Origin of the sequence: Massilia sp. UYP11, from assembly GCF_050434805.1 — a bacterium.
In the GTDB taxonomy this organism is placed as follows: domain Bacteria; phylum Pseudomonadota; class Gammaproteobacteria; order Burkholderiales; family Burkholderiaceae_D; genus Telluria.
This window is the reverse complement of sequence record NZ_JBNDJE010000008.1, coordinates 92,553-116,181: the sequence shown is the minus strand read 5'-3', so window position 1 is coordinate 116,181 and position 23,629 is coordinate 92,553. Positions and strand designations below refer to the sequence as shown.

Sequence of the window (23,629 nt, the reverse complement as noted above, 5' to 3'; positions counted from 1 at the left end):
TGTAAAGATTTTCGACACTCACAGGCCGCCTGCCAGTCGCTTTTGTAAAAAAAAGCGCACCCGCAGGTGCGCTTCGAGTCGATCGGACGACCGCGCGGTCAGCCGCATTCCCGCAGGCCCGCGTCCGGGTAGTCGGCGGCGATGCCCGCCAGCCTGGCGCGCTGCGCCGGTTCGATCGCGCGATACCGATAGGCGGCGCGCATGACCTGCTGCCCGCGCGGTAATACCTGCACGCCGCGCACGCCCTGGCGCTGCAACTGCGCTACCAGCTTCTGAGCCGCGCTGTCGGTCTTGAATACGCCCAGCGAGATCGCCCCGCGCAGCGGCGAGTCGCCCTGCATGATGTAAAAATTCTCGACACCGCGTTCCTTGAGGTCGGCCGCACGGCGCTGGGCGCCTTCACGGCCGCCGTTCGGCGGCAGGTAGACCAGGCGGCTGGTCACTTCCTGGAAGGGCACCTGGACCCGGGTCTGGCGCGCGGCCAGCTCCAGGCTGGCGACGCGCGCTTCGAAGCGGCGCGAATCGGCCGCGCCGAAGGGGCCGGCCTGGACACAGGCGACCAGGTCCGGCGCGTTCGCGACCGGCGCGGGGGCCGGCGCCACGGCATCTTCGGCGCGGGCGGTGTCGGCGGCCTGGGTGGTGTCGTTGGCCTGCGCGGCTTCGTCCAGCGCACGCATGGCCTCGACCGCCGTCAGCTGCGTGATGCGTTCGGGTGCGAGCTGGTTGTTCAGCCGCGCCGGCTCGCGCTCGCCGGTTCCCGGCTGGCCGAGGGCGCCCTGGCCGTAGGCCAGCAGCGCCGCGTTCGCCGCCAGCAGCGCCCAGAATAAGAATTTCAGCACTGTGCTCCTCCCTCTGTCCAGGTGGCCGCGGCCTGCAGGCCGACCAGCACGATATTATCGACCACCCGGTGCGGGATCTTGAGCGCCGGGGCGACATACGGCGCCGCGCCGCCGGAGACGATGCAGGCGGCGGCGCGGTGTCCAGCCACGGCGCGTTCGATCGCGCCGGCCTGGGCCGACAGCACGCCGGAGAGAATCGCGTCGTTGGTGTTGTCGCCGAATAGCGCCGGCACGGCGCCCGGGGCCACCTGCGGCAGCTGCGCCGTATTGCCGGCCAGGCTGGACGCCATCAGGGCCAGGCCGGGCAGGATCATGCCGCCCACGAACCGGCCATCGGCCGTGACCGCGTCGACCGTGGTCGCGGTGCCGCAAGTGGCGACGATCAGGTCCTGGCCGGGCGCCAGGGCGCGCGCGCCGATGGCGGCGGCGAAGCGGTCGCAGCCCAGCCGGTGCGGCTCGCGGTAGCCGTTGCAGAGGCCAGCGCGCTGCGCGGTGGAGGCGAACCATTCGAGCTCGATCCCCGCCGGCAGCAGCGCCGCGATGCGTTCGGCCAGCTGCGGGCCGGCCACGTTCGACACCAGCGCGCGGGTCACGCCGGCGGCCGGCCATCGGGCAGCCGCGTCGTCCAGCTGCGCGTGCACGACGGCGCCGTGATGCAGCCACGCGCCGGGCGCGCAGGCGGCGTCGGCCAGCGCCCACTTGACGCGGGTATTGCCCGCGTCGACCAGCAGCATCATGTTTTCACCCGCAGCGAGACGTCGCCGGCCATCACCGTGATCCGGCCGTCCGGCGTGTCGAGCAGCAGGCGGCCGCTGTCGTCCACGCCGGCGGCGCGGCCCTCATGCAGCACGGCGCCGTGGTCGAGCAAGACCACGGTCTCTCCCTGCCAGGCGTGGCGCAGGTTCCAGCGCGCGGCGAAGGCCGCGAAGCCACGCGCGGAAAATTCCGCCAGCGCCGCGACCAGGCCGTCGAGCAGGGCCGCCATCAGGACGTCGCGCTCCATGCGCGCCAGCCAGGGCACGCCGGCGGCGCTGCGTCCCAGTTGCGCTTCCATCTCTTCCGGCATCAGAAGGTTCAGGCCGATGCCGATCACGGTCCAGGTGCCGCCGTCGGGCGCGGACTGGGTTTCGATCAGGATGCCGGCCAGCTTGTCGCCATCCTTGAGCAAGTCGTTCGGCCATTTCAGCTGGACTTGCTGGCCCAGCGCGCCGAGCGTCTCGGCCAGCGCCACGCCGATCGCCAGCGGCAGGCCGACCAGCGCCTGCGGGCCGCCATCGAATTTCCAGGCCAGCGAAAAGGTCAGCGAAGCTTCGGGCGAAGACAGCCAGCTGCGCCCGGCGCGGCCGCGGCCGGCGCTCTGGTGTTCGGCGACCAGCAGCAGCGGCGCGGGAAGCAGCGCCGCGCGCGCCAGCAGGTCGGCATTGGTGGAGCCGGTCTGCGCCACGACTTCGACCGCCACGCCCGCCTTCGACAGCGAGCGGATGCGGTCGGCGTTCATGCCTCCCCCTGGCGCTGTTTGGTCGGCGCGCGCGCGAACAGGCGGTCGAACAGGAAGTCGGGCAGCAGGCGCAGCAGCTTGGCGACGACGCCCATCTGCCAGGGCAGGACGTGGTAGCTGTCGCCGCGCGCGATCACGGCGGCGGCTTGCGCCGCGAAGCGGTCGGCGGGCATCAGGAAGGGCATGGGAAAACGGTTCTTGCTGGTCATGGGGGTGTCGATATAACCGGGGGCGATCGTCACCACCCGGATGTTGGTGCCGTGCAGCTCGACCCGCAGCGCTTCGCAGTAGCTGTGCACGGCGGCCTTGCTGGCGCAGTAGGCGCCGGCGCCGCGCATGCCGCGCACTCCCGCCACGCTGCCGATGCCCACCAGGCGGCAGGGCGTGGCCTGCTGCCGCATGGCGCCGATGAACGGGGCGAAGGTGGCGACCGTGGCGTTCACGTTGGTGGCGAACACCACGTCGAACACGGCCAGGTCGGCCGCGCGGTCGGTGAGCGTGCCGTGCGAGATGCCGGCGCTGGCGATGACGACGTCGGCGCCGCCGTTGGCGGCGATGAAGTCATGGGCGGCAGCGGCCAGGCCATCGCGGTCGAGCACGTCGACCGCGTAGATGTGATGCCGTTCGGGGTGGGGCAGCGAGGCGGCCAGCGCCAGCAGGTGGTCGCGCCGCCGCGCCAGCAGGCCGAGCGTCGCGCCGCGCGCCGCATAGTCGCGCGCCAGGGCGGCGCCGATGCCGCTCGATGCGCCGGTGATGAAGACGCGCTCTTCCTGCCGCGTCGACATGGGCTTAACGCTGGTTGCGCACGATGGCGACGTCGATGCCGCTGTCGAGCAGCTTGGCGCGCGCCTTGTTGACGGCCTCGACTTGCGTGTAGGGGCCGACCCGCACGCGGTGCAGCACGCCGCTGTCGGTGCTGCGATCGCTGATCGCGGCTTCGAAGCCGAGCAGGGCCAGTTTGGCGCGGGTGTTCTCGGCATCCGACATCTCGCGGAAGGCGCCGGCCTGCAGGTAATAGATGTAGCCGTCGGTCACCGCCGCCGCGCCGGGGGCCGGAGCGGCAGTGTTGACCGGGCCCGGCGGCGGTGGCGGCGCGCTCGAGCGCGGCTCCTGCATGCCGGCGATGGCGGCGCCCAGCGGGTCCGAATCGGGCGGCTGCCGCTGTTGTGACGGCGCCGGCGCGGCCGCCGGCGCGCTCGGCTGGGCCGGCGTCTGCGGCACCGGCCCCCGGTTGCCGTACAGCGGCTTGTTGGGGTCGGACGCCTGGCTCGGCTCGAGGTCGGCCGGGCGGCCCATCTTGTTGGAACGGTCGGTGAACGGCGAGGCGCCCTTGGTGATCACGAGCGCGACCGCCACCGCGATGCCCAGCCCGACGATCAGGCCGATGATGACGCCGGTCAGGGTGCTGCCGCGCTGGTAGCGTTGGCTATGCTTCGAGAAGGTACGGATGACGGTCATGACGCTTTCTGGTAATGAGACGGTGGGCTTCGGTTCCAGGAATGCCTGCGCTTTACATCTTGTCCGGCGCCGAGACGCCGATCAGGGCCAGGCCGTTGCGCAGCACCTGGCGGGTGGCGGCGGCCAGCGCCAGGCGGGCCAGCTTGAGCGACTCATCGTCGTCGAGCAGCCACTTGTGCGCGAAGTAGTAGCTGTGCAGCTCGCCGGCCAGTTCGCGCAGGTAGAACGCGACCTGGTGCGGGCCGAGCTCGGCCTGCGCGCGCTGCAGCATCTCGGGGTAGGCCGCCAGCTTGGCCAGCAGCTGCGATTCGTGCGGTTCGGTCAGCGGCGCCAGGTCGACCTTGGCCAGGCTGGCGACGTCGCCGCCCCAGTTGGCCAGCGCCGAGCAGATGCGCGCGTGGGCGTACTGCACGTAGTAGACCGGATTTTCGTCATTGGTCGCGAGGGCGACGTCAACGTCGAACACGAACTCGGTGTCGGCCTTGCGCGAAATCAGGAAGAAACGCACCGCGTCGCGGCCGCGCGTGACGTCGCCATTGCCCGACCATTCGATCAGGTCGCGCACGGTGACGTAGGAACCGGCGCGCTTGGAGATCTTGACCTCTTCGCCGTTCTTCATCACGGTGACCATCTTGTGCAGCACGTAGTCGGGATAGCCCTGCGGGATGCCGATGTTCACCGCCTGCAGGCCGGCGCGCACGCGCGCGATGGTGCCGTGGTGGTCGCTGCCCTGGATGTTGATCGCCTGGTCGAAGCCGCGGCGGAATTTCTGGATGTGGTAGGCGACGTCGGGCACGAAATAGGTATAGGTGCCGTCGGACTTGCGCATCACGCGGTCCTTGTCGTCGCCGTAGTCGGTGGTCCTGAGCCAGAGGGCGCCGCCGTCTTCATACGTCTTGCCTGCATCGACCAGGGCCTGCACCGCGGCTTCCACCTTGCCGTCGGCGTACAGCGACGATTCGAGGTAGTAGTTGTCGAACCTGACGCCGAACGCCTGCAGGTCCTGGTCCTGCTCGTTGCGCAGGTAGGTCACGGCGAAGCGGCGGATCGATTCGATGTCTTCGACGTCGCCGCTGGCGGTGGCGGGTTCGCCGTCGCTGGCCGACACGGTCTTTTGCGCCAGGAAGTCGGCCGCGATGTCGGCGATGTAGTCGCCGTTATAGGCCGACTCGGGCCATTCGGCGTCGCCCGGCTTGAAGCCGCGCGCGCGCGCCTGCACCGAGGAGGCCAGGGTGGCGATCTGGACGCCGGCGTCGTTGTAGTAGAACTCGCGCGTCACTTCGATGCCTTGCGACTCGAACAGCGACGACAGCGCATCGCCCAGCGCGGCCTGGCGGCCGTGGCCGACATGCAGCGGACCGGTCGGGTTGGCCGAGACGAATTCGATGATCGCATGGTGGCCGCTGGCGCCGCTGGCGCGGCCGAAGGTTTCACCCTGCTCGAGCACGTGGCGCACCACCGCCTGCTTGGCGGCGGCGGCCACGCGCAGGTTGATGAAGCCGGGGCCGGCGACGTCCGCCGCTTCGATCAAGCCCTGCGCGCCCGGCTCGGCCTGCAGCGCGGCGACCAGGCGGGTGGCCAGTTCGCGCGGATTGGTCTTGAGCGGCTTGGCCAGCTGCATGGCGATATTGCAGGCGATGTCGCCGTGCGAGGGATCGCGCGGACGCTCCAGCACCACATTGGGCACGAGGTCGGTGCCGGCGACGATCGGGGCGAGGGCTGCCTGGAACAGGGCAACGATTTGTTGTTTTTGTTGGGCGAGCATGGAATGGTCGAAAAAAGTAGATGCTGGACGGCGCCCGTTCTCGGGAGGATGAGCAGGCAAACAGCGGACATTATACTAGTTTGATGCCACGCTTTGGCTGGCCACGGCGTTCGCGATTGGCGGTTCGGCAACCATATTAAGCGTCGCCAAAGGCATAACCGTTACAATGGGAGCCCATTTTCGCAACATTTTATTCGCCATGACTGACAAGCGTCCAACGCTCACCCTGAAACCCAAGGCCAGGCCCGGCGCCGACCGGCGCGCCGCGGGCGCGGGCGGCCGCGCGGTGGGCCATGCTCCGGTCCCGGCCGGCGCTGCGGCAACCGGCCCGGGGCGGGCGCAGGGCGGTCATGGCAAGCCCGGCCCGAGCGCATCCGGCCAGCCCAGCCCGTCCGATCCCGACCGCCGTCCGGTCGGCAAGCCGCCGCGGGTCCAGGGTGGCGACTTCGCCGGCCACCAGCCACGCGCGGCGGGCGCGGGGCGCGACGCTGCGGCCCAGCGCCTGCGCCCGAGCCATGAAGTCAAGGTCGCGCCACAGCGCGACTACCGTCCCGACCTCAAGTCCGACTCGCTGGCGCTGGCGCTGCTGGGCGCCGCCAGCGCCGTGGCGCGCGTGCGCGGCGGCAGCGCGCTGCCGCAGGCCCTGGCCGGCGTGTTCGCCGCCTACGACGCCACGCCGCAGGCGCGCGGCGCGATCCAGGACATCGCCTACCGCACCATGCGCCAGCTGGGCCGCAGCGAGACCCTGCTCGGCCTGATGACCAGCAAGGCGCCGGAGCCGCCGATGCTGGGCGGCCTGTTGTGCGCGGCCATCTCGCTGCTCGATCCGCCCGAGGGCCAGGCCGCCCCCTACGAAGCCTTCACCGTGGTCGACCAGGCCGTCAGCGCGGCCGCGGCCCATCCCGATTTCGCCCATGCCAAGGCCATGGTCAATGCCGTGCTGCGGCGCTTCCTGCGCGAGCGCGAGGCGCTGGTCGGGCAGGCGCTGCGCGAGCCGCTGGCGCGCTTCAATTATCCGCAGTGGTGGATCGACACCATGCGCGCATCCTATCCGCGCGAGTGGGAAGCGCTGCTCGAGGCCGGCAATGTCCATCCGCCGCTGACGCTGCGCGTCAACCGCCGCAAGGCCAGCGTCGCCGCCTATCTGGAGATCCTGGACGCCGCCGGCCTGCAGGCCGCGCAGGTGGGGCCAGGCGCGGTGCGCCTGGCCCAGGCCATCAACGTGGCGCAGATCCCGGGCTTCGCCGATGGCATGGTGTCGGTGCAGGACGCCGGCGCCCAGCTGGCCGCGCCGCTGCTCGACCTGAAGGACGGCATGCGCGTGCTGGACGCCTGCGCCGCCCCCGGCGGCAAGAGCGGGCACATCCTCGAGACGGCCGACGTGCAGCTGACCGCGGTCGACGCCGACCCGGCGCGCCTGGCGCGCGTGCGCGACAACCTGGGCCGCCTGGGCCTCCCCGCGACGCTGCTGGCCGCCGACGCCGGCAGCCGGGATTGGTGGGACGGCCGTCAATACGATCGCATCCTGGCCGACGTGCCGTGCACCGCCTCCGGCATCGTGCGCCGCCACCCGGATATCCGCTGGCTGCGCCGCAAGTCGGATACATCCCAACTTGCAACACTTTCTTCCAAAATACTCGACAATCTTTGGCAGATGTTGCTGCCCGATGGTAAATTGCTGTTCGTGACATGTTCGCTCTGGCCCCAGGAATCGGAGGCGCAGGCAGCCGCTTTCGCGGCTCGCCACGACGCAGTCCGCCTCGATGCGCCGGGCCAACTCCTGCCGCTCCGCGGCGCCGGACAGGATCATGACGGTTTGTTCTACGCCCTGTTCCAGAAGAAAGCGGCGTAAGTTCTTTTACATTACGCGCATTTTTAAGGCCCCGGCTCACCCGTGACGTTACGACTTTTACGCCTCCTCGCCTGCCAGCTGCTGCTGGCGCTTGCGTGCGTTGGTGCGTGGGTACCGGCGCAGGCGGCCGACGGGATCGAGATCACCCGCGCCGCGATCGAAGCCAGCGACGACGGCTACCGGCTCAACACGGTCTACGATTTCGAGCTCAATAGCGGCCTGCGCGACGCACTCCAGCACGGCGTGCAACTGCATTTCACCACCGAGATCGAGCTGGTGCGGCCGCGCTGGTGGTGGCGCGACGAGCGGGCGGTGTCCGCCAAGCGCACCATCCGCATTTCCTACGACGTGCTCACGCGGCAGTATTACGTGACGGTGGTCGGCTCCTTCCAGGAGCGCTTCCAGAGCTTCGAAGACGCGATGTTCATGGTGCGCAGGCCGACCCGCTGGCTGATCGCGCCCAAGGGCAAGCTCAAGCCGGGCGAAGTCTACGAAGTCTCGCTGCGCATGTACATGGACCGCGAATACCTGCAAAAACCCCTGCAGGTCAACGCCTTCAACGATTCCGACTGGCGCCTGACGTCCAGCCGCAAGACCTTTACCTATCGTGCAGAGTAGACCGGTCAATCAGGTCTTGCGCTACGCCCTCGTCGTGGGCGCAGCCGTGGTGTCGATCCTGCTGTTCCTGCTGGCCTCGGCCTCGGCCAATTCCGAATTCCTCGGCCGCTACTACGCCTGGCTGATCGGACTGAACGGCACGGTGGCCTTCGTGCTGCTGATCTTCGTCGCGGTCGCCCTGGGCCGCCTGTACTCGCGCTACAAGGCCGGCAAGTTCGGCTCGCGCCTGATGGCGCGACTGGTGCTGCTGTTCGCCGGCATCGGCATCCTGCCCGGCGTCGTCATCTTCATGGTGTCGGTCAATTTTGTCTCGCATTCGATCGATTCCTGGTTCGACGTCAAGATCGAGTCGGCGATCGAATCGGGCCTGAACCTGGGCCGCGCCGCGCTCGACGAATCGCTGGCCGAACTGGGCGCGACTGCGCAGACCGCCGCCGCGACGCTGGCCAGCCAGGGCGACATGAGCGCGCAGCCGGTGCTGGCGCGCCTGCTGGCCGAGACCAGCGGCCTGCAGAGCGCGATGCTGGTCGACGAGAGGGGCGCGGTGCTGGCCGCGGCGCTGGAAGACCGCGGCGCCAATCTCGCGGACGACGCGCCCAATGAGCGCATGCTCAAGAGCGCCGCCATGCCGGGCGGGTATGCGCTGGCCGAAGGCGGCGTCGATCGCGACCTGAGCGAGGAGGGGCTCGACGGCGTCTCGAGCGCGCTCGACGCCGTCACGGGCCTGCGCCTGCGCGTGGTGCTGGCCGTGCCCGAGCCGCCCGGCGCCCCGCAGCGCTACCTGCAGCTGCTGCAGTCGGTGCCGGTCAACCTGGCCTCGAACGCCGAGGTGCTGCGCTCGGCCTACAGCGAATACCGGCTGCGCCTGGAAGCGCGCACGGGCCTGCGCAAGATGTACATCGGCATGCTGACCCTGACGCTGCTGCTGGCGATCTTCGGCGCCGTCGGCAGCGCCTTCCTCATCGCCAGCAACCTGGCGCAGCCGCTCCTGGTGCTGGCCGAGGGCACGCAGGCGGTGGCCGAGGGCGACCTGTCGCCGCGGCCGATCGTCCAGACCAACGACGAGCTGGGCACGCTGACGCAATCGTTCAATGCCATGACCGGCCAGCTGTTCGAGGCCAGGAGCGCGGTCGAGCGCAACCGCGCCGCGTTGCAAAGCGCCAAGGCCCACCTCGAATCGGTGCTGGCCAATATGTCGGCCGGCGTGATCGTGCTCGACGCCGAGGGCCTGGTGGTGAACTCGAACGACGCCGCCTACCGCATCCTGCAGGTGGAACCCGGCGCGATGGCCGGGCCGCTGGCCCGGATCCCGGGCCTGGAACACTTCTCGAACTGCATCACGCGCGCCTTCTCGGCCCAGAGCGCGCACTCGGCGGCCGAGCGGCGCAAGCGCGCGCACTGGCAGCAGCAGATCGAGATTCCGCGCCGCGGCAGCGGCGACGAACACGACCACGACCTGGTGCTGCTGGCGCGCGGCTCGCGCCTGCCGGTGGGCGCCGACAGCGGCTTCATCGTCGTGTTCGACGATATCTCGGACGTGATCACGGCCCAGCGCTCGGTGGCCTGGGGTGAAGTCGCGCGGCGCCTGGCGCACGAGATCAAGAACCCGCTCACGCCGATCCAGCTGGCGGCCGAGCGCATGCAGATGAAGCTCGAGGACAGCCTGCCGCCGAAAGAGGCCGAGCTGCTCAAGCGCGGCACCACCACCATCGTCAACCAGGTCGACGCCATGAAGCGCATGGTCGATGACTTCCGCGACTACGCACGCACGCCGCCGGCCATGCTCGGGCCGCTCGACCTGAACGGCCTGATCGAAGAGATACTGAACCTTTACCTGGCCGAGGACGGCCACGACGTCATCCATGCCAGCCTGGCGCCGCACCTGCCGCGCGTGATGGGCGACGCCACCCAGTTGCGCCAGGTGATCCACAACCTGGTACAGAACGCCCAGGACGCGCTGGTCGACCGCGGCCCGGATGCGCCGCCACCGCGCGTGGACGTGAGCACCGAGGCGATCCACTACACCGGCGCCGACGGGCTGGCGGGCACCGCGGTGCGCCTGGCGATCGTCGACAACGGCCCCGGTTTCGCGCCGCGTATCCTGGCGCGCGCTTTCGAACCCTACGTCACCACCAAGGCCCGCGGCACCGGCCTGGGCCTGCCCATGGTCAAGAAAATCGTGGACGAACACGGCGGCCGGATCGACGTAGGCAACCGCAGCGATGGAACTGGCGCGGCAGTGTCGATTTTGCTGCTAAAGTTAGCTGAAGTGTCCTGAAATGAAGATTCGTTGAATCAAGCCTGGTCGTTCCAGCCACCACTATTTGAGACACTCAGATGCAGCCCCATCAGCAAACTTGGCTTAAGTGCAAAAAAACTTATAAAATTGCACACATGACGGGTAGAAGATCAGGAAGGTAGAAAAGATGGCGAACATACTCGTAGTTGACGATGAAATGGGCATCCGGGAGCTCCTGTCGGAGATTCTCGGTGACGAAGGTCATGCCATCACCCTGGCCGAGAACGCGCAGCAGGCGCGCGAGGCGCGTGCGGCCGCGACGCCAGACCTGGTGCTGCTCGACATCTGGATGCCGGATACCGATGGCGTGACCCTGCTCAAGGAATGGCAGCGCGACGGCATGTTGACCATGCCGGTCATCATGATGTCGGGTCATGCGACCATCGACACGGCGGTCGAGGCGACCCGTATCGGCGCCCTGAATTTCCTCGAAAAGCCGATCGCCCTGCAAAAGCTGCTCAAGGCGGTCCAGCAGGGCCTGAGCCGCGCGCAAGAGGTGGCGCGCGCACCGATGGCGCCGCCGCGCCCGATCGCGCCGAGCGCGCCGCCGGTGGCCAACGATGCCGCCATCGCCGCCCCCAGCGCGCCGATGTTCGCGGCCCCCGGCGCCCAGCCCGGCCCCGGCGTCGGCATGGGCAACGGCTCGCGCATGGTGCATGCGGTGTCGCAAGGCGAGGGCACCGGCTACACGCTGTCGTTTGACCTGCCGCTGCGCGAGGCGCGCGACGCCTTCGAGCGCATGTATTTCGAGCACCACCTGGGCCGCGAAGGCGGCAGCATGACGCGCGTGGCCGAAAAGACCGGCCTCGAACGCACCCACCTGTACCGCAAACTCAAGCAGCTGGGCGTCGAACCGGGCAAGCTCGCCAAGAAAGGGGGATGATGGCCCGCACGGCCACCGTCCTCGTTACCGGCGCCAGCGCCGCCGCGCGCGAGCAGGCGATCGCGGCGCTGCTGGCCGTTCCTCCCGATGCCGCTTCCGTTCCTGGCGCGCCTGGCGCCGGCGCAGACGCGCCTCCCAACTTCAGCGCCGTCATCCTCGAAGGCCTGGGCGTGGCCGCTACGCCGCTCGAGACCGGGCCCGGCCTGCAAGTCGTGCGCATCGCTCCCGGTTGTTTGTGCTGCGACGGCAATCTCGTTTTGCGTGTAACATTGAACCGACTGCTGCGCCAACGCCCGGGACGCTTGTTCCTCGGTCTGGCGAGCAGCGAACACCTTGATCAGTTGCGATCGTGGCTTGTAGCGCCGCCATACGATCAGCTGTTGGCACTGAACCCGACCGTCCACGCGTGACGGACTTGAAATCGGTTCGAACAGCCCCACCTCTGAAGCGAAGTGAACAGCCTGCCGTACGCCGCCATGCGGCAGGGTTGCACTAATTTCTGATCGAAGGAGTCATCATGAACATGATCTATAACAGCGAACAGTACAGCGTCGTCGAGTTCGGTGTCGACCGTGAACTCGAAGCGCTGCGGTTTGGCGGCTTCGAGATCGTCGACAAGGCCGGCCGGCGTGAGGCCTTCATCGGCGGCCGCCTCGCGCAATCGTTCCGGCGCGATGTCAACAACCTGATTGCCAGCGAACCCACCATGGAAGAGATCGACGACTTCCTGGGTTCGTATGACACCCTGATGAGCCAGCCCGTCGTCCTGCATTGAGCAACGACAGCGGTCCACTGAAGTCCCCGAGCGCCATCGCCACCAGCGGGCAATGGCGCTTTTTTTATCCAGCATGGTAAGCTGCGCGCCATGTGCCAGCTTCTCGGAATGAACTGCAATGTCCCCACCGACATTGTCTTCTCTTTTACCGGCTTCGCCCACCGCGGCGGCCGTACCGACACCCACCACGACGGCTGGGGAATCGCCTTTTTCGAAGGCAGCGGGGTACGCCACTTCGTCGATCACCAGGCCGCCATCGCCTCGCCGATCGCCGAACTGATCAAGCGTTATCCGATCAAGTCGACCAACGTCATCGCCCACATCCGCAAGGCCACCGTCGGCCAGGTGGCGCTGGAAAACTGCCATCCCTTCGTGCGCGAGCTGTGGGGCCGCTACTGGGTGTTCGCCCACAACGGCGACCTCAAGGATTTCGCGCCCGTGCTTGACGGGCCCTATCGTCCGGTCGGCACCACCGACAGCGAACTGGCCTTCTGCTATCTGCTGCAAAGCATGCGCCGCGAATTCGGCGACACCGCGCCAAGCCGCGAGGACTTGCGCGCACTGCTCGAGCGCGTCATCCCCGGCATCGCCGCGCACGGCACCTTCAATATGATGCTGTCCGACGGCGCCGCGCTGTTCACCCATTGCTCGACCAAGCTGTGCTACGTGGTGCGCAAGTATCCCTTCGTGACGGCCCGTCTGTCCGACGAAGACCTGTCGGTCGACTTTTCGCAGGTGACCACGCCCAACGACCGGGTCGCGATCATCGTCACCGAGCCGCTGACGACGAACGAGGAGTGGACCCATTTCGCGCCCGGCGAACTGAAGGTGTTCGTCGATGGACTCCCTCAGTAGATGAACCTGACGCCCCGCCAAGGCGCCCGGCGAGGGCGGGGAGGGGGCGGCGGCGCGTGTCGATCCTGGCAACGTCGATGTTTCGCGAACATCGTTCCTTCAATAAATTAGTGCCGAGAAGACACATACCGGGACGGATGCGGTAAAGTAGTCCGATTGACGCGAGAATGAGAACGAGATGACCGATACCGCCAGCCTCGACGAGGCCTCCCAGCCGCTCCGCATGCGCCATTTCTACCTCGCGCGCCAGCCGGTGCTGGACCGCAACCAGGCGCTGTTCGGCTACGAACTGCTGTTTCGCGGCAGCGCCCAGGGCCCGGCCCATTTCGATTCGGGCCTGTCGGCCAGCGCCAGCGTCATCCACCATGCGTCCCAGCTCGGCCTGCCGCGCGCGATCGGCGACGCCAACGCCTTCATCAACGTCGACCAGGACGTCCTGATGAGCGATGTGTTCGCGCTGCTGCCGCGCGAGCGCACGGTGCTCGAGATCGTCGGTTCGGTCGAGCCGGATGACGCCGTCATCGAACGCATGCGCGCCCTGGGCAGGCATGGCTTCCGCTTCGCAGCCGAGGCGGCGGCCCACGGTCCGGCGCTGTCGCGTCTGCTGCCGGTGATCGACTTCGTCAAGATGGACCTGCGCGCGCTGCCGGTCGTGACCCTGCTGTCGCTGGCGTCGCGCCTGCGCACCACGGGCAAGCGCCTGGTGGCCGAAAAAGTCGAACACCACAGCGAATACCGCACCTGCCTGGAGATCGGCTTCGACTACTTCCAGGGTTATTATTTCTCCAAGCCGGCGGTGCTGGCCGGCCGCAAGCTGTCGCCGTCGCAGGCGACGGTGCTCGACCTGGTGAACCTGGTGGCGTCCGACGCCGACAACGCCGAGATCGAGCGCGTGGTCAAGCGCGAGGTGACCATTGGCCTGAACCTGCTGCGCCTGGTGAACACGCCGGCCGTGGGCGCGGCGCGGCGCATCGAATCGATCAGCCAGGCCTTGACCCTGCTGGGCAGGCGCCAGCTGCAGCGCTGGCTGCAGATCCTGCTGTATGCCGAGCCGGACGTGCACGGCCACAGCCAGAGCCCGCTCCTGCTGCTGGCCACCACGCGCGCGCGCCTGATGGAGTTACTGGCCCAGCGCCTGCGCCCCGGCCAGAAGAACGTCGCCGACGTCGCCTTCACGGTCGGCATGATGTCCTTGATGGACACGCTGTTCTGCATCCCGATGATGGACATCGTGGAACAGATCCCCGTGATCGACGAAGTGCGCACCGCGCTCCTGCGGCGGGGCGGCTTCTTCGGCGAGCTGTTGAAACTGGCAGAATCGATCGAGCGCATGGACGACCAGGGCGACGACATGCTGGCGGGCCTCAGGAGCCTGTCGATGGAGGGCGACGACCTGGCCGAGCTCGAGGTGTCGGCGTTCGAGTGGAGCGACAAGGTGGTGCGCTACGCGATTTGAGTTAGCTTGAAACCGTCGTTCCCGCGAAGGCGGGAACCCAAGTCTTCGGCGAAGCTGATCTCGGCAAACGTATTGTCGGCGCAAACAAACTTAGGTTCCCGCCTTCGCGGGAACGACGTTTTTACGCAGCAGATATTCTCTTGCGCTCCGCTGCGCGCTTACGGCGATTACAGGTTCGGCGCCAGGTGCCGTTCGACGTCGAGCTTGTCCATCCCGCGCCGCCGCGCCATGTCCTCGACCTGGTCGTTGCCGATCTTCCCGACCACGAAATACTTCGATGCCGGGTGCGCAAAGTAAAAGCCCGACACCGCCGCGCCCGGATACATCGCGAACGACTCGGTCAGCTCCATGCCGATTTCGCCGGCCTGCAGCGTGCGGAACATATCGGCCTTGACCGTGTGCTCGGGGCAGGCCGGATAGCCCGGCGCCGGGCGGATGCCCTGGTACTCCTCGGCGATCAGCGCCTCGCTCGGCAGGTCTTCGTTGGCCGCATAGCCCCACAGGTCGGTGCGCACGCGCTCGTGCATGTATTCGGCGAAGGCTTCGGCCAGGCGGTCGGCCAGCGACTTGAGCATGATCGACGAATAGTCGTCATGCGCCGCCTCGAAGCGCTGCTCGTGCTTCTCGATGCCGAGGCCAGCGGTCACGGCGAACATGCCGATGTAGTCCGGGATGCCGCTGTCTTTGGGTGCGATGAAGTCGGCCAGGCACTGGTTGGGGCGCTGCACGCCGTCGATAACCGGCCTGACGCCCTGCTGGCGCAGGCCGTAATAGGTAAACGCCACCTGCTCGCGCGATTCGTCGGTATACACCTCGATGTCGTCGTCGTTGACCGTATTGGCCGGGAGCAGGGCGATCGCGCCGTTGGCGGTGAGCCAGCGGCCTTCGATGATCTTCTTGAGCATCGCCTGGCCTTCGGCATACACCCTGGTAGCGGCTTCGCCCACCACGTCATCGGTGAGGATGGCGGGGAAGGGGCCGGCCAGGTCCCAGGTCTGGAAGAACGGGCCCCAGTCGATGTAACGCGCGATCAGGCCCAGGTCGACGTTCTTGAACACGCGGCGCCCGATGAACTTCGGCTTGACCGGCGCGAACTCCAGCTTCGCCTTGTTGGCGCGCGCCTGCTCGAGAGGCAGCATCGGCAGCGCCTTCTTGCCGGCGTGCTGGATGCGGATGCGTTCGTAGTCCTGGGCCAGTTCGATGAGGTAGGCGCCCTTCGTTTCGTCGCTCACCAGCGCCTGGCCGACCGAGACCGAGCGCGACGCATCCGGCACGTAGATCACCGGACCGTCGTAGTGCGGCGCGATCTTGACCGCGGTGTGGGCGCGGCTGGTGGTGGCGCCGCCGATCAGGAGCGGCACCTGGCGCTCGCGGAACCACGGGTCGCGCTGCATCTCGCGCGCGACGTGCGCCATCTCTTCGAGCGACGGCGTGATCAGGCCCGACAGGCCGACCATGTCGGCGTTTTCTTCCTTGGCCTTGGCCAGAATGTCGGCGCAAGGGACCATCACGCCCATGTTCACGATCTCGAAGTTGTTGCACTGCAGGACCACCGAGACGATGTTCTTGCCGATGTCGTGCACGTCGCCCTTGACGGTGGCGATCACCATCTTGCCCTTGGGCTTGGCGACAATGCCGGTGCGGGCTTCTTCGGCCGCCTTTTCTTCTTCGATGAACGGCACCAGGTGCGCCACGGCCTGCTTCATCACGCGCGCCGACTTGACCACCTGCGGCAGGAACATCTTGCCCTGGCCGAAGAGGTCGCCGACGATGTTCATGCCGTCCATCAGCGGACCTTCGATCACGTGGATCGGGCGGCCGTTGGCCGCGGCCACCTGCTGGCGCATCTCTTCGGTGTCGTCGACGATCCACTGCGTGATGCCGTGCACCAGCGCGTGCGCCAGGCGCTTCTCGACCGGGCTGTTCCTCCACTCGAGGTTCTGTTCCTGCCTGGCGCCGCCGGCCTTGAGCGTGCCGGCGAATTCGATCATGCGCTCGGTCGCGTCCTTGCGGCGATTGAGCACCACGTCTTCCACGCGCTCGCGCAGTTCGGGATCGAGGTCGTCGTAGACGCCGACCATGCCGGCGTTGACGATGCCCATCGTGAGGCCGGCCTTGATCGCGTGGTACAGGAACACGGTGTGGATCGCCTCGCGCGCCGGGTCGTTGCCGCGGAAGCTGAACGAGACGTTCGACACGCCGCCCGAGATCTTCGCGTGCGGCAGGTTGTCGCGGATCCAGGCGCATGCCTCGATGAAGTCGTTGGCGTAGTTGTCGTGCTCTTCGATGCCGGTGGCGATGGCGAAGATGTTCGGGTCGAAGATGATGTCCTCGGGCGGGAAGCCCACCTGTTCGGTCAGCACCTTGTAGGCGCGCTCGCAGATCTCGATCTTGCGCGCGAAGGTGTCGGCCTGGCCCTGCTCGTCGAACGCCATCACGATCACGGCGGCGCCATAGCGGCGGCACAGCCGCGCCTGGCGGATGAATTCCTCCAGGCCTTCCTTCATCGAGATCGAGTTGACGATGGCCTTGCCCTGCACGCATTTCAGGCCCGCCTCGATCACCGACCACTTGGAAGAGTCGATCATCACCGGCACGCGCGAGATGTCCGGTTCCGAGGCGATCAGGTTCAGGAAGCGCGTCATGGCCGCCTGCGAATCGAGCATCGCCTCGTCCATGTTGATGTCGATGACCTGGGCGCCGTTCTCGACCTGCTGGCGCGCCACCGACAGCGCCTCGTCGAACTGCTCGTTCAGGATCATGCGCGCGAACGCCTTCGAGCCGGTGACGTTGGTGCGCTCGCCGACGTTCACGAACAGCGACGATTCGTCGATGGTGAACGGCTCCAGGCCCGACAGGCGCATCGCGACCGGCACGTCGGGCACCTGGCGCGGAGCCTGGGTTTCCAGCATCTTCGCGATCGCCGCGATGTGCTCGGGCGTGGTGCCGCAGCAGCCGCCGGCGATGTTGATGAACCCGGCGTCGGCGAATTCGCGCAGCAGGGCCGAGGTGTCGGCCGGCAGCTCGTCGAAGCCGGTGTCGCTCATCGGGTTGGGCAGGCCGGCGTTCGGGTAGATGCAGACGAACGTATCGGCGATTTGCGACAGCTCTTGCGCGTAGGGGCGCATCAGCGCCGCGCCGAGCGCGCAGTTCAGGCCAATCGTCAAGGGCTTGGCATGCCGCACCGAATTCCAGAAGGCGGGCACGGTCTGGCCCGACAGGATGCGGCCCGAGGCGTCGGTGACGGTGCCCGAGATCATCAGGGGCAGGCGCGGCGTGTCGGGATGCTCGTCGAAATACTGGTCGATCGCGAACAGCGCCGCCTTGCAGTTCAGGGTGTCGAAGATGGTCTCAACCAGCAGCAGGTCGGCGCCGCCGTCGACCAGGCCGCGCACCTGTTCATGGTAGGAGGCGACCAGCTGGTCGAAGGTGATGTTGCGCGCCGCCGGATCGTTGACGTCCGGCGAGATCGAGGCGGTCTTCGGGGTCGGTCCCAGGGCGCCGGCGACGAAGCGCGGCTTGTCGGGAGTCGAATATTTGTCGCAGGCGGCGCGCGCGAGCTTCGCCGCTTCGACGTTCATCTCGTAGGCCAGGTGCGCCATGTGGTAATCCTCCTGCGCCACGCCGGTGGCGCCGAAGGTATTGGTCTCGAGCAGGTCGGCGCCGGCGGCGAGATAGCGTTCGTGGATTTCCTGGATCACGTGCGGTTGGGTGAGCGTGAGCAGCTCGTTATTCCCTTTCACGAACAGTTCGCGCTGGCCGGCTCCCTCGGGCGCCGCGAAGGTCGCGAAACGCTCGCCGCGGTAGGCCGCTTCATCGAGCTTGTACTGCTGGATGATGGTGCCCATCGCGCCATCCAGGATCATGATGCGGCGCGCGAGGATCTCGCGCAGCTGGGTTTCGACCGGGGAGACGGGATTGGTACGGGCGTTCATCGTGTATTTTCCGAAGGTGCGGTTTGACAGACCGGTTGACGTTGGGCGGTCTACGATTATACGTCAAGCGGCAGGATTGGCCCGGCGATGGGGTCCTGTATGTATCGTTATGTATTCAATGCCGCATGCGTTACATAGCGTTACATTTGGCGGGGTCGCTGCAATCTTTACGATACATGGCGAGACGACAATCAAGTTCCGCCGCCACGAGTGGCGAACGTATATGATGGGATAACCGCATGAACAAAGAATACCAACCGGATTGGGATCAGCCTATGGACCGCAACCCGGAGCCAGCAATGTCGTCAAAGCCACAAGTCGCCAGCAACGGTGTGAAACAGATCGTCACGATCCGCCTGGATGTGGACATGCTCGAATGGTTCAAGGCCGCAGGTCCCGGCTATCAAACCCGTATCAACCAGGTGTTGCGTGAACATATGGACGCCCAGCGTACGTCGCAGGCGGAATAATCCGATCGCGTGGGCGTGGGCGCGACGCCATCGTCTTCAAGCATGGCACGTCGTCCCGTCGTGAGGTCAAGAGCGTCGTCCCCGCCTGCGCGGGGAGTTCTTTCTGCCGGTGGCAAAACGCACGTGCCTTGAAAACGGTGTCTGCAGCGTAGCGAACGGCTCAGGCGAACGTCAATCCCGCGAGCGGAAACCCTTTGAGGAATTCCGCCGCCTTCAGGCGCTTGCCGCCCGGCTTTTGCAATTCGTTCAGGCGCAGCGCGCCTTCTCCGCAAGCGACCACGATGCCGCCCGCGTCGGCTTGCAAGACCGCGCCCGCCGCGCCGCCACCTTCCACCGCTTCGGCGGACCAGAATTTCACCGCCACGCCATCGACCACGCCGTTCGCGCCGGGGAACGGATTGAAGGCGCGCACCTTGCGCGCCAATACCTCAGCCGGCAGGCTGAAATCGAGCTTCGCTTCTTCCTTGCCGATCTTGGCGGCGTAGGTCACGCCTTGGTCCGGTTGCGCCACGGCCTGCAGGCCGCCGGCCGCCATCTCGCGCAGCGCGTCGACGATCATGCGTCCGCCCAGCGCGGCCAGCTTGTCGTGCAGGCTGCCGGTGGTATCGAACGGTTCGATCGGCAGGCGCTCCATGGTCAGCATCGGCCCCGTATCCAGGCCTTCTTCCATCTCCATGATGGTCACGCCGGTCTCGGGGTCGCCCGATTCGATCGCGCGGTGGATCGGCGCGGCGCCGCGCCAGCGCGGCAGCAGCGAACCGTGGATGTTGATGCAGGGACGGATGTCGAGCGTGCTGCGCGGCAGGATCAGGCCATAGGCCGCGACCACCATCACGTCGTAGTCGATCGATTGCAATCGTTCGTGCGCGGCGCGGGCCTGGGCGGCGCGCTCGGGATCCTTGGCGTCCATGCGCAGCGACAGCGGCTGCGCCACCGGCATGCCGTGCGCCAGCGCGTACTGCTTGACGCTCGACGCCTGCAGCTGCATGCCGCGGCCGGCGGGACGGTCGGGCTGGGTCAGCACCAGCGGGATCTCGAAGCCGGCCTCGTGCAGGGCGCGCAGGGCGACGGCGGCGAACTCGGGCGTGCCGGCGAAAACGACCTTCATCGCGATCAATGGCGCGCGGCGCGCTGGGCGGCGTCGCGCTGCATGCCGCGTTCTTCCTTCTGCAGCTTGGCCTTGATGCGGTTGCGCTTGAGCGGCGACAGGTATTCGACGAAAACCTTGCCCATCAGGTGGTCCATCTCGTGCTGGATGCACACGGCCAACAGCCCGTCGGCATCGACTTCGAACGGCTTGCCGTCGACGTCGAGCGCGCGCACCTTGATCCGGGCCGGGCGCTCGACGCCGTCGTAGACGCCGGGCACCGACAGGCAGCCCTCGTCGTAGACCTGCTTTTCGTCGCTGGCCCAGGTGATCTCGGGATTGATGAAGACCATCAGCTGTTCTTGCGCTTCGGTCACGTCGATGGTGACCACGCGCTCGTGCACGTCCACCTGGGTGGCGGCCAGGCCGACGCCGGGGGCGTCATACATGGTTTCCGCCATGTCGGCCACCAGCTTGCGCAGGCGCTCGGTACCGAATTCGGTGACCGGCTTGGCGACCTTGTGCAGGCGCGGGTCGGGGTAGCGGAGGATGTCGAGAAGTGCCATATCGGATCGGATGTCGGTGGAGTTGTCTAGGTTGAACGGGTACTTGGCTTGCAGACAAGACAGGACGCAAACCCACCACACGCCCTGGCGCGCAGACCTCGGTTTGCTTGCTAGTTCAGGGATTTATGTGCAGAATTTGATTCTATACAGCAACCCTTCCGTGAGCGGGGAGCGGTACGTCGTGCCATATCTGGCTGTGGCTGGCCGATGACGAAGCGGCCTGTTCAGCATCATGACCTTGGATGCAGCTGCTATCTAGCGGCATCAAGATAATCTTACGCCGCATTAAACGGACGTCTTCAATGAAAAATTTTAGCACAGTCGTGGCCCGTGCTGCTGCGGCGGCGTTACTCGCATGCGCCGCCGGCGCCTCGGCCCAGACCCCGATGCCCGCCTTGTCCGCTACTGCCGCCTGCAGCTTCCGCCCGGACGCACCCGACAAGCACGTCGTGGTCAAGGGCGATACCTTGTGGGATATTTCTGGCTCCTTCTTGCGCAACCCCTGGTGCTGGCCCCAGGTCTGGGGCATGAACCGCGACGAAATCCGCAACCCGCACTGGATCTATCCGGGCCAGACCATCTGGTTCGACCGCGCGCGTGGCCGCCTGAGCCTGCAGCAGCCCGGCAGCGGCGGCGCCGGCGACGGCCGCGGTGCGCCTCCGTTGACCCGCCTGTCGCCGCAGGTGCGCAGCGAAGGCCTGGCGCGCGACGCCGTGCCGGCGATTCCCGCAGGCGCCATCGAACCCTATCTGACCCAGCCGCTGGTGGTCGAGGCCGACGAGCTGGCGGGCGCGCCGCGCATCGCCGCCTCGCAGGAGGGCCGCGTCTACCTGGGCGAAGGCGACCGCGTCTACGTGCACGGCGCGATCGGGGGCGAGAGCGTGTTCCAGGTATTCCGCCCCGGCGCCACGCTGACGGACCCGCAGACCGGCCTGGTAGTGGCGCACGAAGCCGCCTTCCTGGGCACCGTCAAGCTGGTCAAGCCGGCCGCGCCCGGCGTCGACGTGCATACCTTCCAGGTGGTCGATACCGTGCAGGAGATGGGCGTGGGCGACCTCCTGGTGCCGGCGCCGCCGACGCCGGTGCGCAACTACATGCCGCATGCGCCGCTGCAACCCATCGACGGCCGCGTCATGTCGATCTACGCGGGCGTGACCTACGCCGGGCAGAGCCAGGTCGTTACTGTCAACCGGGGCACGGTTGACGGACTCGATGTCGGCGCCGTGCTGCAGCTCTATCATCTCGGGAAGACTGTGGCCGATCCACGGAGCCGGGGCTTCCTGGGCCTGGGCCGGCAGCAGTTGAAACTGCCCGACGAGCAATACGGCAGCCTGTTCATCTTCCGCGTGTTCAAGAACGTTTCGTACGGCTTGGTCATGCAGGTGACGGCGCCGGTGCAGGTGGGCGACGTGGCCAAATCACCGGAGTAACCCAGGCCGTGCAAGACACGGAACCCCATCCCAATTCCGAGCGCACCACCCTGATCGCCGACTGGCTGCGCCTGGAACAGGCGGACGGGGTGGGCTGCCGCAGCGCGCATGCGCTGTTGGCCGCCTTCGGCTCGCCCGGCGCCATTTTCCGGGCCGGGCCGGCGGCGCTGGCGGCCCACGTGTCGGCCAGCCAGGCGCAAGCCTTGCGCACGCCGTTCACGCCCGCCTTGACGGCCCTGGTCGAGGCCACCCTGGCCTGGCTGGCCCGGCCCGGCCACCACCTGATCACCTTCCACGATCCCCTGTACCCGCCGGCGCTGGCCGAGATCGCCGATCCGCCGCTGCTGCTGTACGCCGCCGGCCGCATCGAGCTGCTGGCGCGGCCCCTGGTCGCCGTGGTCGGCAGCCGCAACGCCAGCGTGCAGGGCAAGCTCGACGCCGAATCTTTTGCCGCGGCCCTGTCCGGCGCCGGCCTGTGCGTGGTGTCGGGGCTGGCGCTGGGCATCGACACCGCCGCCCACGAGGGCGCGCTGCGCGGCCCTGGCGCCACCATCGCCGTGGTCGGCACCGGCCTCGACCGCGTCTACCCGGCGCGCAACCGGCTGCTCGCCCACCGCATCGCCGAACACGGTTGCCTGGTCAGCGAGTACGCGCTCGGCACGCCGCCGCTGGCCGCCAATTTCCCGCGCCGCAACCGCGTGATCAGCGGCCTGGCGGCCGGCGTGCTGGTGATCGAGGCCGCAGCCCAGTCCGGCTCGCTGATCACGGCTCAGATGGCGGCGGAGCAGGGCAGGGAGGTGTTCGCCTTGCCCGGCTCGATCCACTCCGCGCTGGCCAAGGGCTGCCACCGGCTGATCCGCGACGGCGCGCAACTGGTCGAGACGGTGGACGAGGTGCTGGCGGCGATGCGGGTGTCGCCGCTGGCGGCCGGCGGCCCGCAACAATACGCCGCGCCGCGCGAGACGGCGCCGCCGCCGGATGCCGGCCTGCTGGCCGCGCTGGGTTCCGATCCGGTGGCGCTCGACGATTTGCTGGGGCGGCTGGGTGTGACTCCGGGCGAACTCGGCGGGCGGTTGCTGGCGCTGGAACTGTCGGGCTTGATCGCTCAATTGCCGGGTGGAAGGGTGCAGCGCCTCTGGCGTTAGGCCTGCACCGAATCGCGCTGTTTTGGATGCATTCCGTAGATTGCATGTACTGCATCACGGCAGATATGCGAATGGTATGTTCTTGTTTTTAATGGTTTTTGGCAAACTGGTTGATCGAACAAGGCTTGGATACAACGTTTTTTCCACGAGGCAGCGCGACAGGCATGCTCTACTTGTGCCGCACGAAGTTTAGCTGCTACAGTAGCGTCACTATGTTCGACATCCTGGTCTATCTCTACGAGACGTACTACCGTCCCGACGCCTGCCCCGAGCCGGCAGCGCTGGCTCGCAAGCTGTCCGCCATCGGCTTCGACGACATCGAAATCTCGGAAGCGCTGGACTGGCTGACCGGGCTGACCGATGCGCCCCTGCCCGACACGATCGATGCCTCCACCGGCATGCGCTACTACGTGGACGAGGAATACATCGAGCTGGGCAGCGCCGCGATCGGCTTCATCGCCTTCCTCGAAAGCGCCAAGGTGCTCGGCCCCATCCAGCGCGAGATCGTGATCGAGCGGGCGCTGGCCTGCGACGAATCGCCCATCGCCTTGAGCAAGCTCAAGATCATCGTGCTGATGGTGCTCTGGAGCCAGGGCAAGGAACCGGACGCGCTGATGTTCGACGACCTGTTCAGCGACGATGACGAGCAGGAACCGCGTCTGCTGCATTGAACGGCGCACCGCGCCGCACCATCCATG

Annotated in this window: 21 protein-coding genes; 12 read left to right on the top strand and 9 right to left on the bottom strand. The window is 67.4% G+C overall.

Annotated elements, in window-relative coordinates:
• Positions 1 to 98: 98 nt before the first annotated feature.
• The 6 genes from ABIB38_RS13685 to argS are packed head-to-tail and all read right to left on the bottom strand — an operon-like array spanning position 99 to position 5,560.
• Complete coding sequence (locus ABIB38_RS13685) at positions 99 to 839, bottom strand: SPOR domain-containing protein (RefSeq protein ID WP_429204625.1); 741 nt, start codon at positions 837 to 839, stop codon at positions 99 to 101.
• Positions 833 to 1,576 (bottom strand): type III pantothenate kinase, encoded by a 744-nt coding sequence (locus ABIB38_RS13680; protein WP_429204623.1) that lies wholly within the window; start codon positions 1,574 to 1,576, stop codon positions 833 to 835. Before ABIB38_RS13680 ends, ABIB38_RS13685 begins: the two co-directional genes overlap by 7 nt.
• Positions 1,573 to 2,337: a biotin--[acetyl-CoA-carboxylase] ligase gene (locus tag ABIB38_RS13675; RefSeq protein ID WP_429204622.1), complete on the bottom strand. Its 765-nt coding sequence runs from the start codon at positions 2,335 to 2,337 to the stop codon at positions 1,573 to 1,575. The genes ABIB38_RS13680 and ABIB38_RS13675 overlap by 4 nt, the downstream gene beginning before the upstream one ends.
• Positions 2,334 to 3,122 (bottom strand): SDR family oxidoreductase, encoded by a 789-nt coding sequence (locus ABIB38_RS13670; RefSeq protein ID WP_429204620.1) that lies wholly within the window; start codon positions 3,120 to 3,122, stop codon positions 2,334 to 2,336. The genes ABIB38_RS13675 and ABIB38_RS13670 overlap by 4 nt, the downstream gene beginning before the upstream one ends.
• Positions 3,123 to 3,126: 4 nt before the next feature.
• The gene (locus tag ABIB38_RS13665) at positions 3,127 to 3,795 is read right to left on the bottom strand and encodes an SPOR domain-containing protein (RefSeq protein ID WP_429204619.1); all 669 of its coding nucleotides are present in this window, start codon (positions 3,793 to 3,795) and stop codon (positions 3,127 to 3,129) included.
• 52 nt (positions 3,796 to 3,847) lie between these two features.
• Positions 3,848 to 5,560, bottom strand: a complete 1,713-nt coding sequence (argS, locus tag ABIB38_RS13660; protein ID WP_429204617.1) for an arginine--tRNA ligase — start codon at positions 5,558 to 5,560, stop codon at positions 3,848 to 3,850.
• A 199-nt stretch (positions 5,561 to 5,759) separates the two neighbouring features.
• Between argS and rsmB the strand changes: the two genes are divergently transcribed.
• The 8 genes from rsmB to ABIB38_RS13620 all read left to right on the top strand — a co-directional run bounded on the left by rsmB (position 5,760) and on the right by ABIB38_RS13620 (position 14,298).
• Positions 5,760 to 7,412 (top strand): 16S rRNA (cytosine(967)-C(5))-methyltransferase RsmB, encoded by a 1,653-nt coding sequence (gene rsmB / locus ABIB38_RS13655; RefSeq protein WP_429204615.1) that lies wholly within the window; start codon positions 5,760 to 5,762, stop codon positions 7,410 to 7,412.
• 42 nt (positions 7,413 to 7,454) lie between these two features.
• Positions 7,455 to 8,030 carry a DUF4390 domain-containing protein gene (locus ABIB38_RS13650; protein WP_429204613.1) on the top strand — a complete coding sequence of 192 codons (576 nt, stop codon included), beginning with the start codon at positions 7,455 to 7,457 and terminating at the stop codon, positions 8,028 to 8,030.
• Complete coding sequence (locus ABIB38_RS13645) at positions 8,020 to 10,308, top strand: ATP-binding protein (RefSeq protein ID WP_429204611.1); 2,289 nt, start codon at positions 8,020 to 8,022, stop codon at positions 10,306 to 10,308. The genes ABIB38_RS13650 and ABIB38_RS13645 overlap by 11 nt, the downstream gene beginning before the upstream one ends.
• 148 nt (positions 10,309 to 10,456) lie before the next feature.
• Entirely contained in the window at positions 10,457 to 11,212 is a 756-nt protein-coding gene (locus ABIB38_RS13640; protein WP_429204610.1) for a response regulator, read from the top strand.
• Positions 11,209 to 11,622 (top strand): GTPase, encoded by a 414-nt coding sequence (locus ABIB38_RS13635; RefSeq protein ID WP_429204608.1) that lies wholly within the window; start codon positions 11,209 to 11,211, stop codon positions 11,620 to 11,622. Before ABIB38_RS13640 ends, ABIB38_RS13635 begins: the two co-directional genes overlap by 4 nt.
• 107 nt (positions 11,623 to 11,729) lie before the next feature.
• Positions 11,730 to 11,987, top strand: a complete 258-nt coding sequence (locus ABIB38_RS13630; RefSeq protein ID WP_005667861.1) for a BTH_I0359 family protein — start codon at positions 11,730 to 11,732, stop codon at positions 11,985 to 11,987.
• 90 nt (positions 11,988 to 12,077) lie between these two features.
• A complete protein-coding gene (locus tag ABIB38_RS13625) occupies positions 12,078 to 12,842 on the top strand; it encodes a class II glutamine amidotransferase (RefSeq protein ID WP_429204606.1) in 765 nt (254 codons plus the stop codon).
• Positions 12,843 to 13,020: 178 nt separating this feature from the next.
• Entirely contained in the window at positions 13,021 to 14,298 is a 1,278-nt protein-coding gene (locus tag ABIB38_RS13620) for an EAL and HDOD domain-containing protein (RefSeq protein ID WP_429204604.1), read from the top strand.
• A gap of 167 nt (positions 14,299 to 14,465) precedes the next feature.
• On the opposite strand, the gene metH is transcribed toward ABIB38_RS13620, so the two are convergent.
• Positions 14,466 to 18,233: a methionine synthase gene (gene metH / locus ABIB38_RS13615; RefSeq protein ID WP_429204603.1), complete on the bottom strand. Its 3,768-nt coding sequence runs from the start codon at positions 18,231 to 18,233 to the stop codon at positions 14,466 to 14,468.
• 239 nt (positions 18,234 to 18,472) lie between these two features.
• On the opposite strand from metH, the gene ABIB38_RS13610 reads away from it, so the two are divergent.
• On the top strand, positions 18,473 to 18,703 hold the full coding sequence (locus tag ABIB38_RS13610) for a BrnA antitoxin family protein (RefSeq protein ID WP_429204602.1): 231 nt from the start codon (positions 18,473 to 18,475) through the stop codon (positions 18,701 to 18,703).
• A gap of 160 nt (positions 18,704 to 18,863) precedes the next feature.
• Here ABIB38_RS13610 and fmt read toward each other — a convergent pair whose 3' ends face one another.
• Together fmt and def are read right to left on the bottom strand one after the other, a co-directional pair.
• A complete protein-coding gene (fmt, locus tag ABIB38_RS13605; protein WP_429204600.1) occupies positions 18,864 to 19,811 on the bottom strand; it encodes a methionyl-tRNA formyltransferase in 948 nt (315 codons plus the stop codon).
• A 5-nt stretch (positions 19,812 to 19,816) separates the two neighbouring features.
• Positions 19,817 to 20,356 carry a peptide deformylase gene (def, locus tag ABIB38_RS13600; protein ID WP_429204599.1) on the bottom strand — a complete coding sequence of 180 codons (540 nt, stop codon included), beginning with the start codon at positions 20,354 to 20,356 and terminating at the stop codon, positions 19,817 to 19,819.
• 302 nt (positions 20,357 to 20,658) lie between these two features.
• Here def and ABIB38_RS13595 point away from each other — a divergent pair, with 302 nt between their 5' ends.
• The 3 genes from ABIB38_RS13595 (at position 20,659) to ABIB38_RS13585 (ending at position 23,602) form a co-directional block, all read left to right on the top strand.
• Complete coding sequence (locus ABIB38_RS13595) at positions 20,659 to 21,786, top strand: LysM peptidoglycan-binding domain-containing protein (protein WP_429204597.1); 1,128 nt, start codon at positions 20,659 to 20,661, stop codon at positions 21,784 to 21,786.
• Between the two features lie 8 nt (positions 21,787 to 21,794).
• Positions 21,795 to 22,931: a DNA-processing protein DprA gene (dprA, locus tag ABIB38_RS13590; protein WP_429204596.1), complete on the top strand. Its 1,137-nt coding sequence runs from the start codon at positions 21,795 to 21,797 to the stop codon at positions 22,929 to 22,931.
• Between the two features lie 212 nt (positions 22,932 to 23,143).
• A complete protein-coding gene (locus tag ABIB38_RS13585; RefSeq protein WP_429204595.1) occupies positions 23,144 to 23,602 on the top strand; it encodes a DUF494 family protein in 459 nt (152 codons plus the stop codon).
• Positions 23,603 to 23,629 lie beyond the last annotated feature (27 nt).

Coding starts and splice junctions, on each gene's coding strand:
- argS (WP_429204617.1), bottom strand. CDS start 5,560: ATGCTCGCCCAACAAAAACAACAAATCGTTGCCCTGTTCCAGGCAGCC.
- rsmB (WP_429204615.1), top strand. CDS start 5,760: ATGACTGACAAGCGTCCAACGCTCACCCTGAAACCCAAGGCCAGGCCC.
- ABIB38_RS13625 (WP_429204606.1), top strand. CDS start 12,078: ATGTGCCAGCTTCTCGGAATGAACTGCAATGTCCCCACCGACATTGTC.
- ABIB38_RS13610 (WP_429204602.1), top strand. CDS start 18,473: ATGAACAAAGAATACCAACCGGATTGGGATCAGCCTATGGACCGCAAC.
- ABIB38_RS13640 (WP_429204610.1), top strand. CDS start 10,457: ATGGCGAACATACTCGTAGTTGACGATGAAATGGGCATCCGGGAGCTC.
- ABIB38_RS13620 (WP_429204604.1), top strand. CDS start 13,021: ATGACCGATACCGCCAGCCTCGACGAGGCCTCCCAGCCGCTCCGCATG.
- def (WP_429204599.1), bottom strand. CDS start 20,356: ATGGCACTTCTCGACATCCTCCGCTACCCCGACCCGCGCCTGCACAAG.
- ABIB38_RS13670 (WP_429204620.1), bottom strand. CDS start 3,122: ATGTCGACGCGGCAGGAAGAGCGCGTCTTCATCACCGGCGCATCGAGC.
- ABIB38_RS13585 (WP_429204595.1), top strand. CDS start 23,144: ATGTTCGACATCCTGGTCTATCTCTACGAGACGTACTACCGTCCCGAC.
- metH (WP_429204603.1), bottom strand. CDS start 18,233: ATGAACGCCCGTACCAATCCCGTCTCCCCGGTCGAAACCCAGCTGCGC.
- ABIB38_RS13675 (WP_429204622.1), bottom strand. CDS start 2,337: ATGAACGCCGACCGCATCCGCTCGCTGTCGAAGGCGGGCGTGGCGGTC.
- ABIB38_RS13630 (WP_005667861.1), top strand. CDS start 11,730: ATGAACATGATCTATAACAGCGAACAGTACAGCGTCGTCGAGTTCGGT.
- ABIB38_RS13635 (WP_429204608.1), top strand. CDS start 11,209: ATGATGGCCCGCACGGCCACCGTCCTCGTTACCGGCGCCAGCGCCGCC.
- ABIB38_RS13680 (WP_429204623.1), bottom strand. CDS start 1,576: ATGATGCTGCTGGTCGACGCGGGCAATACCCGCGTCAAGTGGGCGCTG.
- fmt (WP_429204600.1), bottom strand. CDS start 19,811: ATGAAGGTCGTTTTCGCCGGCACGCCCGAGTTCGCCGCCGTCGCCCTG.
- ABIB38_RS13595 (WP_429204597.1), top strand. CDS start 20,659: ATGAAAAATTTTAGCACAGTCGTGGCCCGTGCTGCTGCGGCGGCGTTA.
- ABIB38_RS13665 (WP_429204619.1), bottom strand. CDS start 3,795: ATGACCGTCATCCGTACCTTCTCGAAGCATAGCCAACGCTACCAGCGC.